The sequence below is a fragment of the Streptomyces fungicidicus genome (genome assembly GCF_003665435.1).
GTDB lineage: Bacteria > Actinomycetota > Actinomycetes > Streptomycetales > Streptomycetaceae > Streptomyces > Streptomyces fungicidicus.
This window is the reverse complement of record NZ_CP023407.1, coordinates 5,702,972-5,716,560: the sequence shown is the minus strand read 5'-3', so window position 1 is coordinate 5,716,560 and position 13,589 is coordinate 5,702,972. Positions and strand designations below refer to the sequence as shown.

The window sequence follows — 13,589 nt, the reverse complement described above, 5'->3', positions numbered from 1 at the left end:
CATGAGCATGAGTGACGCGCGCGGTGCGAGGGAACGCCTGGTCGTGATCGGCGGTGACGCCGCGGGAATGTCCGCGGCGTCCCAGGCCCGCCGGCTGAGGGGTCCGGACGAGCTGGAGATCGTGGCGTTCGAACGCGGCCACTTCACCTCCTTCTCCGCGTGCGGCATCCCCTACTGGGTGGGCGGCGACGTCCCCGAGCGGGACCGGCTGATCGCGCGCACCGCCGAGGAGCACCGGGCGCGCGACATCGACCTGCGGATGCGCACCGAGGTCACCGAGCTCGATCCCGGCCGGGGGCGGGTGCGCGCGCGTGACCTCGACACGGGGGCCGAGTCCTGGACGTCGTACGACAAGCTCGTGATCGCGACCGGCGCGCGGCCCATCCGTCCGCGGCTGCCCGGCGTGGACGCCCCCGGGGTGCACGGCGTGCAGACCCTGGACGACGGGCAGGCCCTCCTGGACACGCTGGCCCGCACCCGCGGGCGCCGCGCGGTGGTCGTCGGCGCCGGCTACATCGGCGTGGAGATGGCCGAGGCGCTGATCAACCGCGGCTACCGGGTGACGGTCGTCAACCGCGGCAGGGAGCCGATGGCCACCCTCGACCCCGACATGGGACGCCTGGTGCACCGGGCGATGGAGGGCATGGGCATCACCATGGTGAACGACGCCGAGGTCACCGAGCTGCTCACGGGCGACGACGGCCGGGTGCGCGCGGTCGTCACCGCGGACGCCGAGTACCCGGCGGACGTCGTGGTGCTCGGCATCGGGGTCCGCCCGGAGACCTCGCTGGCGCGGGCCGCCGGACTCCCCCTGGGCGAGCACGGCGGGCTGCTCACCGACCGGTCGATGCGGGTGCGCGGGCACGAGAACATCTGGGCCGGCGGCGACTGCGTGGAGGTCCTCGACCTGGTCTCCGGGCAGCAGCGGCACATCCCGCTCGGCACGCACGCCAACAAGCACGGCCAAATCATCGGGGCCAACGTCGGCGGCGACTACGCGACGTTCCCGGGCGTGGTCGGTACGGCGGTCAGCAAGGTGTGCGACCTGGAGATCGCGCGCACCGGGCTGCGCGAGAAGGACGCGCACCGTGTGGGGCTGCGGTTCGAGAAGGTCACCATCGAGTCGACCAGCCGCGCCGGCTACTACCCGAACGCCTCCGCCATGACGGTGAAGATGCTCGCCGAACTGCGCACCGGCCGGCTCCTCGGCGTCCAGATCGTCGGCCGCGAGGGTGCGGGCAAGCGCGTCGACATCGCCGCGGTCGCCCTGACGGCCGGCATGACGGTGGAACAGATGACGGCCCTGGACCTGGGCTACGCCCCGCCCTTCTCCCCCGTCTGGGACCCGGTCCTGGTGGCGGCCCGCAAGGCGGCGTCGAAGATCCGGGCAGGTTCCTGACCCCGGGTGGTGCGGCGCCCCGCAAGGGGCGCGGGAACCGCGCGACCGGCCACGACGGACCGGCACCCCGCGGCACGACCGCGCACGCGCGGCACCTCCCGGGGCACCTCACGCCGTCCCGTTGATCCTCTCGATCGCCTGCCGCGCCTGCTCGGCGGGCGGCCGCGCGGGCAGCGACGCCACCGACGCACCCGGGGTGCCGGCATCCGGCGCCGACGCGGGCGCGGGCACCGCCGGCTTGGCGTGCGCCGCGCTCCGCGCGGACCGCAGCCGATGGCTCACCGCCTCCTCCAGCGTCACCGGCCGCCGCATCTGGGAGGCGAGCCGCCCCGCCTCCTGGCCGAGCCGGGCGACGTCCTCCCAGGGGAGGCGCACCACGAGCGTGAGCTCGGCCTCGCCGTCGGGCAGCGCGTGCATCGCGGGGGGCACTCGGTCGTTCATCGCCTGTTCCTCACGTCGGCCCCGCGGCGCCTTCCCCGCGCCCCGGGCGGTTGCCGAGTCATACGCGCGTCCGTACGGCGGTGTTCAGCGCCGCCGCGGATTCACCGCCGGCCGTCCGGGCACTAGTGGGACGTGGTCATGCCCGTCCATGACGTGAACCCCACGCGGCGCACCCCCTGGGTGACGTACGCGCTCCTCGCCGCCAACTTCGTCGTCTTCCTGGCCTTCACCCCCGGCGTGATCGGCTCACTGACCGGCGGGAGCAGTCTGGCCGACCTGTGCCATCTGCAGGCGTTCCTGGACCGCTACGCCGTGGTCCCGCAGGAGCTGATCCACCACCGGATGCCGAACCTGGTGCCCACCGGCGCCACCGGGGTGGGCCCGCAGGGCCCGGGGTGCGTGGTGGACCGGCCGGGCTACGAGAAGTCCCCCGAGCTGAGCGTCCTGACGGCGATGTTCCTGCACGGCGGCTGGCTGCACCTGCTCGGCAACATGCTCTTCCTGTGGATCTTCGGCAACAACGTCGCGGACCGCATGGGGCACGTCCGCTTCCTGCTCTTCTACCTGGTCTGCGGTTACGCCGCCGCGTACGGCTTCGCCGTGCTGAACGCCGGCTCGGGCGAGCCCCTGATCGGCGCCTCCGGGGCGGTCGCCGGGGTGCTGGGCGCCTATCTGGTGCTGTATCCGAGGGCGCGGGTCTGGGTGCTGGTGCCGTTCCTGATCTTCCTGCCGCTGCGGCTGCCCGCGTGGATCGTGCTGGGCATGTGGTTCGTGCTGCAGGCGGTGTACTCGTCCGGGCAGGGCGTCACCGACGCCGGGACGGTGGCGTACCTGGCGCACGTGTTCGGCTTCGTGGCGGGCATGCTGATCGCCTGGCCGCTGCGCCCGGGCACTCCCCCGCCGCCGGAGCCGCGCGGAATCCTGTTCGGCAGGCGCGCCCGGCCGGACTGGTGAGGGCGCCGGGACGGCGCGGTGCCGGGGCGGGTTCGTCCAAGTGATGCCACGGGAGCGGTTGGACGCCGGGGTGTTCGCCGCCGTTGATGGTCAGCGAGCGGCGCGGGCATAGTGAAACGCGGTCAAGTCGTCCGCGCACCCCCTTCCTTCACCGAGAGAGGGCAACGCCGTGCCGAACCCCTTCGAGGATCCCGACGCCAGCTATCTCGTCCTGGTCAACGACGAGGGCCAGCATTCCCTCTGGCCCGTCTTCGCCAAGGTTCCGGACGGATGGACGTCCGTGTTCGGAGAGGCCGGCCGCCAGGACTGCCTCGACTACATCGAGAAGAACTGGACGGACATGCGGCCGAAGAGCCTCATCGAGGCGATGGAAAACCAGCGCTGACGCCATGACCGTCGACCTCAGCGGATATCCGAGTCTGGGCGCGGCCTTCGCCGCGCGGGCGGACGCTCATCCCGGGCGGACCGCACTGACCCTCTGGCACGGCTCCACCGGGGCGGACCCCGAGAGCGTCACCTACGGGGAGCTGGCCCGCCGGTCCCGGGTGCGCGCGCGGGAGCTGGCCCGGCGGCTGGCCCCCGGGGAAAGGGTGCTCGTCGCCCTGCCGACGGGCATCGAGTTCGCGGAGGTCTATCTGGCCTGTCTGACCGCCGGTCTTGTCGCCGTGCCCTCACCGATGCCGGGCGGGTCGGCGAGCGCCGGTGAACGGATCGCGGCGATCGCGGCCGACTGCTCGCCCGGCCTGGTCCTCACCACCGACGCAGCCCGCGCCGAGGTCGCCGAGCACCTGAGGGGCCACGGCCCGGAGGGGCTCGCCGTCGAGGCCGTGCTCCCGGTGGGCGGGCGGTCCGCGCCTGGGGAGGGGGCGGACGGCCGGGACGTCGGCCGCGGCACGGACGCGGTCCTGCAGTACAGCTCCGGGTCCACCGGGTCGCCGAAGGGTGTGATCCTCACGCACGGCGCGGTCCTGGCGAACGTCTCGGCGGTCTGCACCTATGTGGGCCTCGTCCCGGAGGACCGGTTCGGCAGCTGGCTGCCGCTGCACCACGACATGGGCCTGTTCACCCAGCTCACCGCGGCGCTGCTGTGCGGCGCGCACCTCACGCTGATGACGCCGGCCCAGTTCATCCGGCGGCCGGCCGAGTGGTTCCGCATGCTGGACCGGTTCCGGATCACCTACACCGTCGCCCCCAACTTCGCGTACGAACTCTGCACCCGCGTCATCACCGACGAGATGACGCGGGGACTGGACCTGTCCGCCCTGCGCTACCTCGGCAACGGGGCCGAGCCGATCCACGCGCCGACCGTGCGGGCCTTCATGGAACGGTTCGCGCACCTCGGGCTGCGTTCCCACGTCCACTCCAGCGGCTACGGCCTCGCCGAGTCCACGGCGTACGTGACCTGCGTCCCCGAGGAGACCAGTCCCACCGTGCTCACGGTGGACCCGCTGCGGCTGGAGTCCGGCGAGCGGCCGGAGCTGCGGCCGGTGGCCGAGGGGGCGGGCAGGCCGGTGATGGGTCTGGGCCGGCCGCACGCGTTCGACCTGCGGATCGTCGACCCGCGGGAGCGGGTGCCGCTGCCCGAGGGCAGGATCGGCGAGATCTGGCTGCGCGGGGAGAGCATCGGCCGGGGCTACTGGGGCAGACCGGAGCTGAGCGCGGAGGTCTTCGACGCCCGCCTCGCGGACTCCGCCGAGGGACCGGGCTGGCTGCGCACCGGGGACCTGGGCGCGCTCGTCGACGGCGAACTGTTCGTCACGGGCCGCCTCAAGGAACTGCTGATCGTGCACGGCCGGAACATCTTCCCGCAGGACGTGGAGCACGAGGCGCGTGCCGCGCACCAGGCACTGGGCGGCCAGCTCGGGGCCGCGTTCGGGGTCGGCTCGCCGGACGAGCGTGTGGTGCTCGTGCACGAGGTGCACCCCCGGACCCCGAGGACCGAGCTGCCGGAGGTCGTCACCGCGGTCACCCGCAGGCTCAACCGCTCGTTCGGTCTCCCCCTGCGCAACGTCGTGCTGGTGCGGCGCGGCACCGTACGCCGCACCACCAGCGGGAAGATCCGGCGCACCGCCATGCGGGAACGGTTCCTCGCGGGCGACATGACCGTGCTGCACGCCGAGCTGGAGCCCGCGCTGCGCGCACCGGCGGCGGGGCCGCGGTGAGGGCGCCGGTGCACACCGGCACGGGCGCCGGGCGGGAGGCCGCGCTCGACGCGTTCCTGACGGACGCCGGACCGGACGGGGCGGGGGGCGATGTCGCCCGCCGCGTCGCCGGGGAGGACGCCGCCGAGGAGTTCCCCGCCACGCTCGTCGCGCGGCTCGACGCGTTCGGGCTGCCCGCGTACTACGTTCCGGCCGAGTGGGGCGGCGCCGGCGCCGACCACGAGGTGCTGCTGCGGCTGTGGCGCACGGTGGCCCGCCGTGACCTGAGCGCCGCCGTCGCGCACGGCAAGACCTACCTCGGCGCCGCGTCGGTCTGGTGCGCAGGCGACGCCGCGCAGGCCACCGCCACGGCGGACGCGGTCCTGGCGGGCGAACCGGTCGCCTGGGCGCTGTCCGAACCGGACCACGGCGCCGACCTGCTCAACGGGGAGCTGACCGCGACCGCCCAGGACGGCGGCCGCCGCCTTGACGGCGTCAAGTGGCCCGTCAACAACGCCACCCGGGCCCGTCTGCTGACCGTCCTGGCCCGCACCGGAGCCGCCGGATCCGGGCGGGGGCAGAGTCTCTTCCTGGTGGACAAGTCCGCGCTCGCCCCCGGCTCCTGGCATGTGCTGCCCAAGGAACCCACCCATGGGATCCGCGGCATCGACATCTCCGGCATCGCGTTCGAGGGGGCGGTGCCGGCTCCCGGCGCGCTGCTCGGCCGTGAGGGCGGCGGAGCCGAGACGGTGCTGCGCGCGCTGCAGCTCACCCGGACCATGTGCGCCGCCCTGTCGCTGGGGGCGGGCGAGCACGCGCTGCGGATCACCGCCGCGTTCGCCGCCGAACGGATCATCCAGCGGCGTCCGCTCCTCGACCGCGCCCATCCCCGGGCGATCCTCGGCCGGTGCGCGGCGCTGACGGCCGCCGCCGAGTCGGCGGCGCTGGTCGGCAGCCGCGCGATCCACACCCTCACCGGCGAGATGAGCGTGGTGTCCGCGGTGGTCAAGTCCGTCGCACCGGCACTGACCGACGCGGTGATCGCCGAACTCGCCGAACTGCTCGGCGCGCGGTCCTTCCTCACCGGGGTGTACGCGCACGGCGCGTTCCAGAAGATCTGGCGCGACCACCAGATCGTGTCGGTGTTCGACGGCAGCACCCCGGTGAACCGCGCGGCGCTCGTCCAGCAGTTCCCGCGGCTGGTGCGGGAGTACCGGGCGGGCACGGTCGACGAGAAGGGGCTGGCCGGGGCGGCGGCGGTGGGCGAGCCCGCCGGGCCGCTGGACCGCGGGGCACTCACGCTGCTGTCCCGGCGGGGCTGTTCGGTGGTGCAGTCCCTCCCCGCTTTGTCCCGGGCACTCGCCGGGGAAGCGGCCCCGGAGGGGCTCGTGGCGCACGCCGTCGCGGTCGCCGCGGCCGCCGGAGAGGTCCACGCGCGGATGGCGGCGGTCGCCCCGGCCGCGCACCCTCCGATGTCCGCCTACGAGACGGCCGCCGCGTACGAACTCTGCTACGCGGCCGCGGCGTGCCTGCACACCTGGTCGGCCGGACGGCACAGCCGTCGAGGAGAGCCGTTGTGGGAGGACGGACTGTGGGCGAGGGCGGCGCTGCGCGCCCTGCGGGCCAGGCTCGCGACGACGCTGCGGACACCGGCGCCGTCGGCGGCCCCGGGGGACGACGGGCTCGACGGACTGCTGGCGGAGCACGTGGCGCGGGCGGCGCGGGACGGGGCCCCGGTGACCCCGTTCGGTGCGCCGCTGACCGGCTCCCAGGACGGCCGCTGATGGGCGCCGCGGAGCTGGACGTCCTGCTCGGCGACCCCTGGGACGACCGCAACCCGGTGGGTCACGCGGCGGTGCTGGCCGCCGACGAGAGACAGGAGATGCCCGCCGAGGGCGAGCGGGTGCTGGACGAGTACCGCCTGAACGCCGAGTTCGTCCCGGTGGTCCACGGCGGCCGTCTGGAGCGCGCCGACCGGCTCGCCGAGGTGCTGCGGACGGTGTGGCGGCGGGATCCGTGCCTCGGTCTCGGCTACGGCTTCAGCTCGCTCATCGCCTCCGTCAACGTCTGGACCACCGGCGACGAGGAGCAGCGGCGCCGGGTGGCGGACCTGCTCCTGGCGAACGGCCGGGTCGCCGCCGCGTTCCACGAGCTGGCGCACGGCAACGACTTCGCGCACGCCGAGTGCGCCGCCCGGCCGGACGGCGCCGGCTGGCGGCTGACCGGCCGCAAGGAGATCGTGACGAACGTGCGCCGCGCGCAGGCCATGGTGCTGTTCGCACGGACCGGCACGGGCGCGGGCAGCCGCGGCCACAGCCAGTTCCTCCTCACCCGGGACGACCTGCCCGCCGCGGCGGTCCGGGACCTGCCGCGCTTCCACAGCTCCGGGATGCGCGGCATCGAGCTCGGCGGCGTGGAGTTCGCCGACTGCCCCGTCCCCGCCGACGCGCTGATCGGCTCCCCGGGCCAGGGGATCGAGGTGGCGCTGCGCTCGTACCAGATCACCCGCTCGGTGGGCCCCGCGGTGCTCGTCGGACCGCTGGAGACCGCGCTGCGCCTCGCCCTGCGCTGCTCCCTCGAGCGCCGCCTCTACGGCGGTACGGTCGCCGACCTGCCGTACGTGCGCGCGGTGATCGCCCGCTCCTACGCCGATCTGCTGGCCATGGACGCGTTCTCCGCGGTGGTCCTCCGGGCGCTGCACCTGCGGCCGGAGGCGATGGCGGTCTACGCCCCCGCGGCGAAGTACCTGACCGCGCGGATGCTGCTCGACGCGTTCGAGGACCTGCGGGCGGTGCTCGGCTCACGGTCCTATCTGCGGCGGGGCCCGTACGCGATGTTCCAGAAGCTGGCCCGGGACGTCGCCCCCGCGACCTTCGCCCATGTGTCGCTCACCGCCGCCCTGGTGACACTGCTTCCGCAGCTGCCCCGGCTGGCCCGCAGGTCCTGGCTGGCCGATCCGTCCGCCCCGGCCTCGCTGTTCGACCCGGGCGGTGAGCTGCCCGCGCTCGCCCCGGACCGGCTGAGCACCGGCATGCCCCGCCACGACGGCGTAGTCGGCGCGCTCACCGAACTGGCGGACGGCGTGCCGGCGGACGACCGCGACCCGGTCCGCCGGTTCGCCGCCCGGCTCCGGGACGAGCTGCGGACGCTGCGGGACGGGTGCGCGGCGCTCGGCCCCGGTGACATCACGATCGACGCCCCGCCGGCGGCGTTCGCGCTCGCCGACCGCTACACGGTGGTCCTCGCCGCCGCCTCGGTGCTGGCGGTGTGGCGGCGGTGCGCCGGCCGTTACCCCGACGCGGCGCTGCTGGGCGCCCTGGACCGGCTGACCGGACGGCTGGGCGGCCCGCCGGTGCTCACCGCGGCCGAACGCAAGGACGTGGAGCGGGAGCTGTTCGGTCTCGCGGTCGCGCGCTGTCACGACGGGCGTCTCCTGGACCTGTCCGCGCGGCACGTGCCCGGCTGAGCGGACCGCCGCCGGAACCGGCCCAAAGCACGGCTCCGTCCACACTGTTCCGTACTTTCGGCCGGTACGCCGGACGCCCCGGCTTCCTAGCCTGAGGAGCATGAATACAGCGGAGGGGCCCACGAGGCCACCTGGAAGGATGTTCGACGTCGGGCTGGCCGTCGTGCTGGCCCTGGGGATCGTCTTCACGGCGTTCATGTTCATGACCAGCTGGGGCGGGACCGCGTGGCTGTTCGGCACCGCCGTCTCCGTCGTCGTGAGCGCCGTGGCGCTGTTCCGTGCGCGGTTCAAGGCGCTGACGGCGGTCGCGGGGCTGGTCCTCACGGCCGGCGCCGTCACCGTGTCCCGGATCGCCGGGGACGACCTGCCGCAGGAGCCCGCGCCGGCCACGGCGCTCGCGCTGTCGGTGCTCGTCGGCTCGGCGATCCGGACGCTGCCCGCGGGCGGGGCCGCCGCGATCGCGGTGGGCGGTGTCGCGGTGACCGTGGCCTTCTGGCTGGAGGGGCTGAGCGGCGTGGCGAGCGCGGCCACGCTCGCGATGACCGCGGCCCTCGTCCTGGGGCCGGTGCTGCGGCTCCTCGACCGGCGCGCGCTGGCCACTCCCCGGGAACCGCAGGAATCCTGGGCCCACCCGCCGCACTCCTAGCATGACCGGAGACCTCGACACCATGAGCACCGCCCGGTCCGCGACCGGTACCTCCGAACCGCCGGGCGCCCCGCCCGCGGCCCCGCCGGACGGCGCGGACCGCGGGCGGGGGTTCGGTAGCCTGATCGACGTGGCGATTCCGAAGCGATGGGTGAGCGTCTTCTCCACCGTCGGGCTCGCCGTCGCCTTCCTCACCGCGATCGCCGTGCAGGCCGTCGCCCTCGCGCAGACCTGGGGAGCGGCGTCCTGGGTGCCGGGCGCCGCCGCCTCCGTGGTGGTGTGCGGGCTGGCGCTGCTGCGCCACCGCGAGCGGACCTGGACCTCGGTCGTGGGTCTCGTCGTGGCCGCGCTGTCGGTGCTCGTGCCGCTGCTGCCCGGCACCCGGCTGCCCGCGGGACTCGGCCCCTCCACGGCGCTGGGCCTGGCGGTGCTCATCGGGTCCGCGGTCCGGGCACTGCCCCCGGTGCGGGCGGGGACCATCGCGGGCGCGGGACTCCTGCTGGTCGCCGCCCAGTTCGCCACCCGGCCGGTGACGGCCGTTCCGGCCATCGCCGCGGTGGCCTGGCTGGCCGCCGTGGGAGTGGGGCTGTCGCTGCGCCGGCTCGACGAGCACGCGAAGGCCACCGCCCAGCAGGTCCGCCGGACCGAACGGCTCGAACTCGCCCGGGAACTGCACGACATCGTGGCCCACCACATCACGGGGATGCTGATCCAGGCACAGGCCGCCCAGGTGGTGGCGCGCCGGAACCCGGAGGACGTGTCGGACTCGCTGACCGAGATCGAGACCGCGGGGTTCGAGGCCATGGCCGCGATGCGCCGGGTCGTCGGGCTGCTGCGCGACACGGACGACGCGGCACCCGCCTCGCCCGGGCCGGAGGGACTGGGCGCCCTGGTCGAGCGCTTCAGCCGGCAGGGTCCGAAGGTGCGCCTGAGCGTGCCCGACGACGACACGCGCTGGCCGCCCGAGGTGACCAGCACCGTGTACCGCATCGTCCAGGAGTCGCTGACGAACGTCCTGCGGCACGCGCGGCACGCGCACTCCATCGACGTCACCGTCGGCCGCGACGCCGACGCCGTCACGGTCGAGGTCCGCGACGACGCCCCGCCGAACTCCGCCCGGTCGCACCATCGTGGAGGGTACGGTTTGGTCGGCATGCGCGAACGCGTCGAAACGCTCGGCGGCTCACTGCACGCCGGCCCCCGGCCCGGCGCCGGCTGGTCCGTGCGGGCGACCCTGCCCGTACCCACCAGGGAGCCCGGATGACGATCAAGGTCCTGCTCGCCGACGACCAGGCGATGATCCGCCGCGGCCTGCGGCTCATCCTGGAGGACCAGCCGGACATCACCGTCGTCGGGGAGGCCGAGGACGGCGCCGAGGCGATCGCGATGGCCCGAAGGCTCCGTCCCGACGTGTGCCTGGTGGACATCCGGATGCCCAAGCTCGACGGCATCGAGGTCACCCGCGCGCTGGCCGGCCCGAAGGCGGCCGACCCGATGCGGGTGATCGTGGTCACCACCTTCGACCTCGACGAATACGTGTACGGGGCACTGCGGGGCGGGGCGGCCGGGTTCGTCCTCAAGGACGCGGGGCCCGCCCTGCTCATCGAGGCGGTCCGCGCCGCCTACAACGGCGAGGCGCTGGTCTCGCCGTCGGTCACGCTGCGCCTGCTCAAACACCTCAACGAGTCGCAGGCGATGCCCCGCGGGGGTGCCGCGCGGTCGTCGGAGCTGTCCGGGCGCGCGCTGGAGGTCGTGCGGGCCATCGCGCGCGGCCGCACCAACCAGGAGATCGCCGCCGAGCTGTTCATCTCGCTCAGCACGGTCAAGAGCCATCTGTCGGGGATCCAGACCAAGCTCGGGGTGCGCAACCGGACCGAGATCGCCGTCTGGGCCTGGGAGAACCGCGTCGTCGAGAGCACCTCCGAGTAGCGGGCCGCGCCGCGCGCGAGCGGCTATCCCTTGAGCGCGACCGCGAGTTGCCGCACCGTCGGGTTGAGGTAGAGCAGGCGCGGGTGCAGTGACGGCAGGCCCCGTTCCCGCATCAGCGACGCCATCCGCACGGCGAGCAGCGAGTTCCCGCCCAGTTCCCAGAAGCTGTCGGACAGGCCCACGGTGAAGCCGAACAGCTGCCGCCACACGCTCAGCAACTCGCCGGACAGACCGTCCTCGCCGCCCGCGGGGACCGCTCCCCCGCCGGACGCGGCCACGGCCGGTTCCGGCAGGGCGGCCAGGTCGGTCTTCCCGTTCGCCGTCACCGGCAGCGCGGGCAGCGCCGTCAGGGTGGAGGGCAGCATGTGGGCGGGCAGGACGCGCGCGGCCCGCTCCCTCACGTCCGCCGTGGAGCCCTCGGAGAGGACCACGTACGCGTCGAGCCGGCCGGTCGCCGCGTCCCCCGGGTCGGTCTGACGGAACGTCACGGCGGCGGCGGTCACGCCGGGGCATTCGGCCAGCACCGTGCGGATCTCGTCCAGCTCGATGCGGAACCCGCGCAGCTTGACCTGGTTGTCGAGGCGTCCCAGGTGCTCCAGGGCGCCGTCCGGGCGCAGCCGGCCCCGGTCGCCGGTCCGGTACATCCGCCCGCCGCCGAACGGATCGGGGCGGAACCGCTCCCGTGTGAGGTCGGGGCGGCGCAGATAGCCGAGCGCCACTCCGGCGCCGCCGACGTGGATCTCCCCCGCCACTCCGGGTGGCGCGAGCCGCCCCCGCGCGTCCAGGACGTACACCCGCCAGCCGGGGAGCGCCCGGCCCACGGACCGGGATCCGGCCAGGGCGAGCCGCCGGGTGACGGTCTCCGCGGTGACGTGCACGGTGGTCTCGGTGATCCCGTACATGTTGACCAGCCGGCAGCGGTCCCCGGGGTGCCGGTCCAGCCAGGGCAGCAGGCTCCGGGTGTCCAGCGGCTCACCGCCGAAGACCACCAGCCGCACCGCGAGCGGCTCCGCCGTGTCGCGGTCGGCGGCCGCGAACTGGGTGAAGGCGGACGGCGTCTGGCTGAGCACGGTGACCCCCCGGGCGGCGACGAGGCCGTGGAACTGCTCGGGCGACCGCGACACCCAGTACGGGACGACGACGAGCCGGCCGCCGGTCAGCAGGCAGCCCCAGATCTCCCAGACCGAGAAGTCGAACGCGACGGAGTGGAAGAACGTCCACACGTCGGCGGCGCCGAGCGTGAAGTCGTCGCGGGTGGCGTCCATCAGGGCGACGACGTGGGCGTGCGGGACCAGCACCCCCTTGGGCCTTCCGGTGGAGCCCGACGTGTAGATCACGTACGCGGCCTCCTGCGGGCCTGCGCCGGTCGCGGGGGGACCGTCCGGCGCGGCGCCGCCCGACTCCAGCACCTGGGCGGGGGTGAGCACCCGGACGCCCGGGGAGCCGGGGAACCCGGCCGACTCGGTGACCACGACGTCCGTGCCGGAGTCCTCCACCGTGTACGCGAGCCGGTCCGCCGGGTAGGCCGGGTCCAGCGGCACGTAGACCGCCCCGGCCTTGAGGACGGCGAGCAGGACCGCGACGAGTTGCGCCGAGCGCTCCAGGCAGACACCGACCAGGGTGCCGTCGCCCGCTCCGGCGGCGCGCAGGCCGTGCGCGAGCCGGTCGGACCACTCGTCGAGCCGGCGGTAGGTCACCGTGCGGTCCCCGTCCACGAGGGCCAGCGCGTCGGGGCGTTCCGCGGCCCGCTCGGCGAACACGTCCGGTATCCGGCGCGGTGTGCTCTTCAGCGGCTGTGCCGCCCGCCCCAGCCGGAGGATCCGTTCGTGCTCCGCCGGGTCGAGGATGCCGGGCGGGCCGGTGAGGCGGCGGTGGGCCTCGACGAGGTGGCGCACGAACTGTTCGGCGATCGGCGTGCTGACGTCGCCGAGCCGGTGGTCGCAGCGGAGACCGTCCTCGCCGACGGTGACCGTGAGCGGGAAGACGGGCGCCAGGCAGGGCACGTACTCGCCTTCGCCCCCGAGGTCGAAGACCAGCCCGGCGCTCACCGGCGTGGCCGGCGGGGACGCGGCCCGGTCCCCGGCGTCCAGGGCCGTGGCCTCCGGCGTGCGCTCCGGCTCGTACCGGGAGAGCACCTGGGCGAGCGCGGCGAGCCAGCCCTCGGGTTCACGGGACGTGCCCTCGGGCAGCGCGACCCGGTGGCCGTCCCGCGCGTCCCCCTGTGCGGGGCCGCCCAGCCCCCAGTCGGGCGTGTGGCCGGAGCCGCTCGGCACGGCGCCCTGTCCGCGGGCCGGCGCGGGCCGCGCGGGGTCGAGCAGCGCGGCCGCCAGGCGGCGCAGCGCCCGCTGGCCGTACGCGGACCGGTGGGCGACGACGACCAGGTCGGCCCGGCCGTCGGTGTAGACGAGCAGCACGGCGCGCGATCCGCGGCCCGCGTCGACCGGCCGGGCCAGTTCGCGGGCGCGGTGCCGTGCGGCGCCCGGCTCGTCGCTCGCGAAGGGCACCCGTTCCACCCAGGGCGCGTCCACGCGGTCGGAGGCCCCGAGGCGGACGCGCAGCGCGTGGCAGTGCCGGGCGTCCTCGGCTGACTGGACAGTGACCACGTCCCTCTCC

The 13,589-nt window shown here is 74.9% G+C and carries 11 protein-coding genes; 9 read left to right on the top strand and 2 right to left on the bottom strand.

Annotation, left to right across the window (positions count from 1 at the left end; genetic code table 11):
- Window position 1 precedes the first annotated feature (1 nt).
- Complete coding sequence (locus CNQ36_RS25795; protein WP_121548597.1) at window positions 2-1,399, top strand: FAD-dependent oxidoreductase; 1,398 nt, start codon at window positions 2-4, stop codon at window positions 1,397-1,399.
- A gap of 108 nt (window positions 1,400-1,507) precedes the next feature.
- Here CNQ36_RS25795 and CNQ36_RS25790 read toward each other — a convergent pair whose 3' ends face one another.
- Window positions 1,508-1,840, bottom strand: a complete 333-nt coding sequence (locus CNQ36_RS25790; RefSeq protein WP_121547719.1) for a hypothetical protein — start codon at window positions 1,838-1,840, stop codon at window positions 1,508-1,510.
- A gap of 132 nt (window positions 1,841-1,972) precedes the next feature.
- Between CNQ36_RS25790 and CNQ36_RS25785 the strand changes: the two genes are divergently transcribed.
- From CNQ36_RS25785 to CNQ36_RS25750, 8 genes are all read left to right on the top strand, one after another.
- Window positions 1,973-2,794, top strand: a complete 822-nt coding sequence (locus CNQ36_RS25785; RefSeq protein ID WP_121547718.1) for a rhomboid family intramembrane serine protease — start codon at window positions 1,973-1,975, stop codon at window positions 2,792-2,794.
- 169 nt (window positions 2,795-2,963) lie between these two features.
- Window positions 2,964-3,179 (top strand): MbtH family protein, encoded by a 216-nt coding sequence (locus CNQ36_RS25780; RefSeq protein WP_121547717.1) that lies wholly within the window; start codon window positions 2,964-2,966, stop codon window positions 3,177-3,179.
- Window positions 3,180-3,183: 4 nt separating this feature from the next.
- Window positions 3,184-4,956 carry a fatty acyl-AMP ligase gene (locus CNQ36_RS25775; protein WP_121547716.1) on the top strand — a complete coding sequence of 591 codons (1,773 nt, stop codon included), beginning with the start codon at window positions 3,184-3,186 and terminating at the stop codon, window positions 4,954-4,956.
- Between the two features lie 8 nt (window positions 4,957-4,964).
- Window positions 4,965-6,719 carry an acyl-CoA dehydrogenase family protein gene (locus tag CNQ36_RS25770; protein ID WP_163013368.1) on the top strand — a complete coding sequence of 585 codons (1,755 nt, stop codon included), beginning with the start codon at window positions 4,965-4,967 and terminating at the stop codon, window positions 6,717-6,719.
- A complete protein-coding gene (locus CNQ36_RS25765) occupies window positions 6,719-8,401 on the top strand; it encodes an acyl-CoA dehydrogenase family protein (protein WP_121547714.1) in 1,683 nt (560 codons plus the stop codon). The genes CNQ36_RS25770 and CNQ36_RS25765 overlap by 1 nt, the downstream gene beginning before the upstream one ends.
- Before the next feature lie 100 nt (window positions 8,402-8,501).
- The gene (locus CNQ36_RS25760) at window positions 8,502-9,047 is read left to right on the top strand and encodes a metal transporter (RefSeq protein ID WP_121547713.1); all 546 of its coding nucleotides are present in this window, start codon (window positions 8,502-8,504) and stop codon (window positions 9,045-9,047) included.
- A 1-nt stretch (window position 9,048) separates the two neighbouring features.
- The gene (locus tag CNQ36_RS25755; RefSeq protein ID WP_228313083.1) at window positions 9,049-10,311 is read left to right on the top strand and encodes a sensor histidine kinase; all 1,263 of its coding nucleotides are present in this window, start codon (window positions 9,049-9,051) and stop codon (window positions 10,309-10,311) included.
- Complete coding sequence (locus CNQ36_RS25750) at window positions 10,308-10,976, top strand: response regulator transcription factor (protein ID WP_121547712.1); 669 nt, start codon at window positions 10,308-10,310, stop codon at window positions 10,974-10,976. The genes CNQ36_RS25755 and CNQ36_RS25750 overlap by 4 nt, the downstream gene beginning before the upstream one ends.
- Before the next feature lie 23 nt (window positions 10,977-10,999).
- Here CNQ36_RS25750 and CNQ36_RS25745 read toward each other — a convergent pair whose 3' ends face one another.
- Window positions 11,000-13,579 carry an amino acid adenylation domain-containing protein gene (locus CNQ36_RS25745; RefSeq protein WP_206278509.1) on the bottom strand — a complete coding sequence of 860 codons (2,580 nt, stop codon included), beginning with the start codon at window positions 13,577-13,579 and terminating at the stop codon, window positions 11,000-11,002.
- Window positions 13,580-13,589 lie beyond the last annotated feature (10 nt).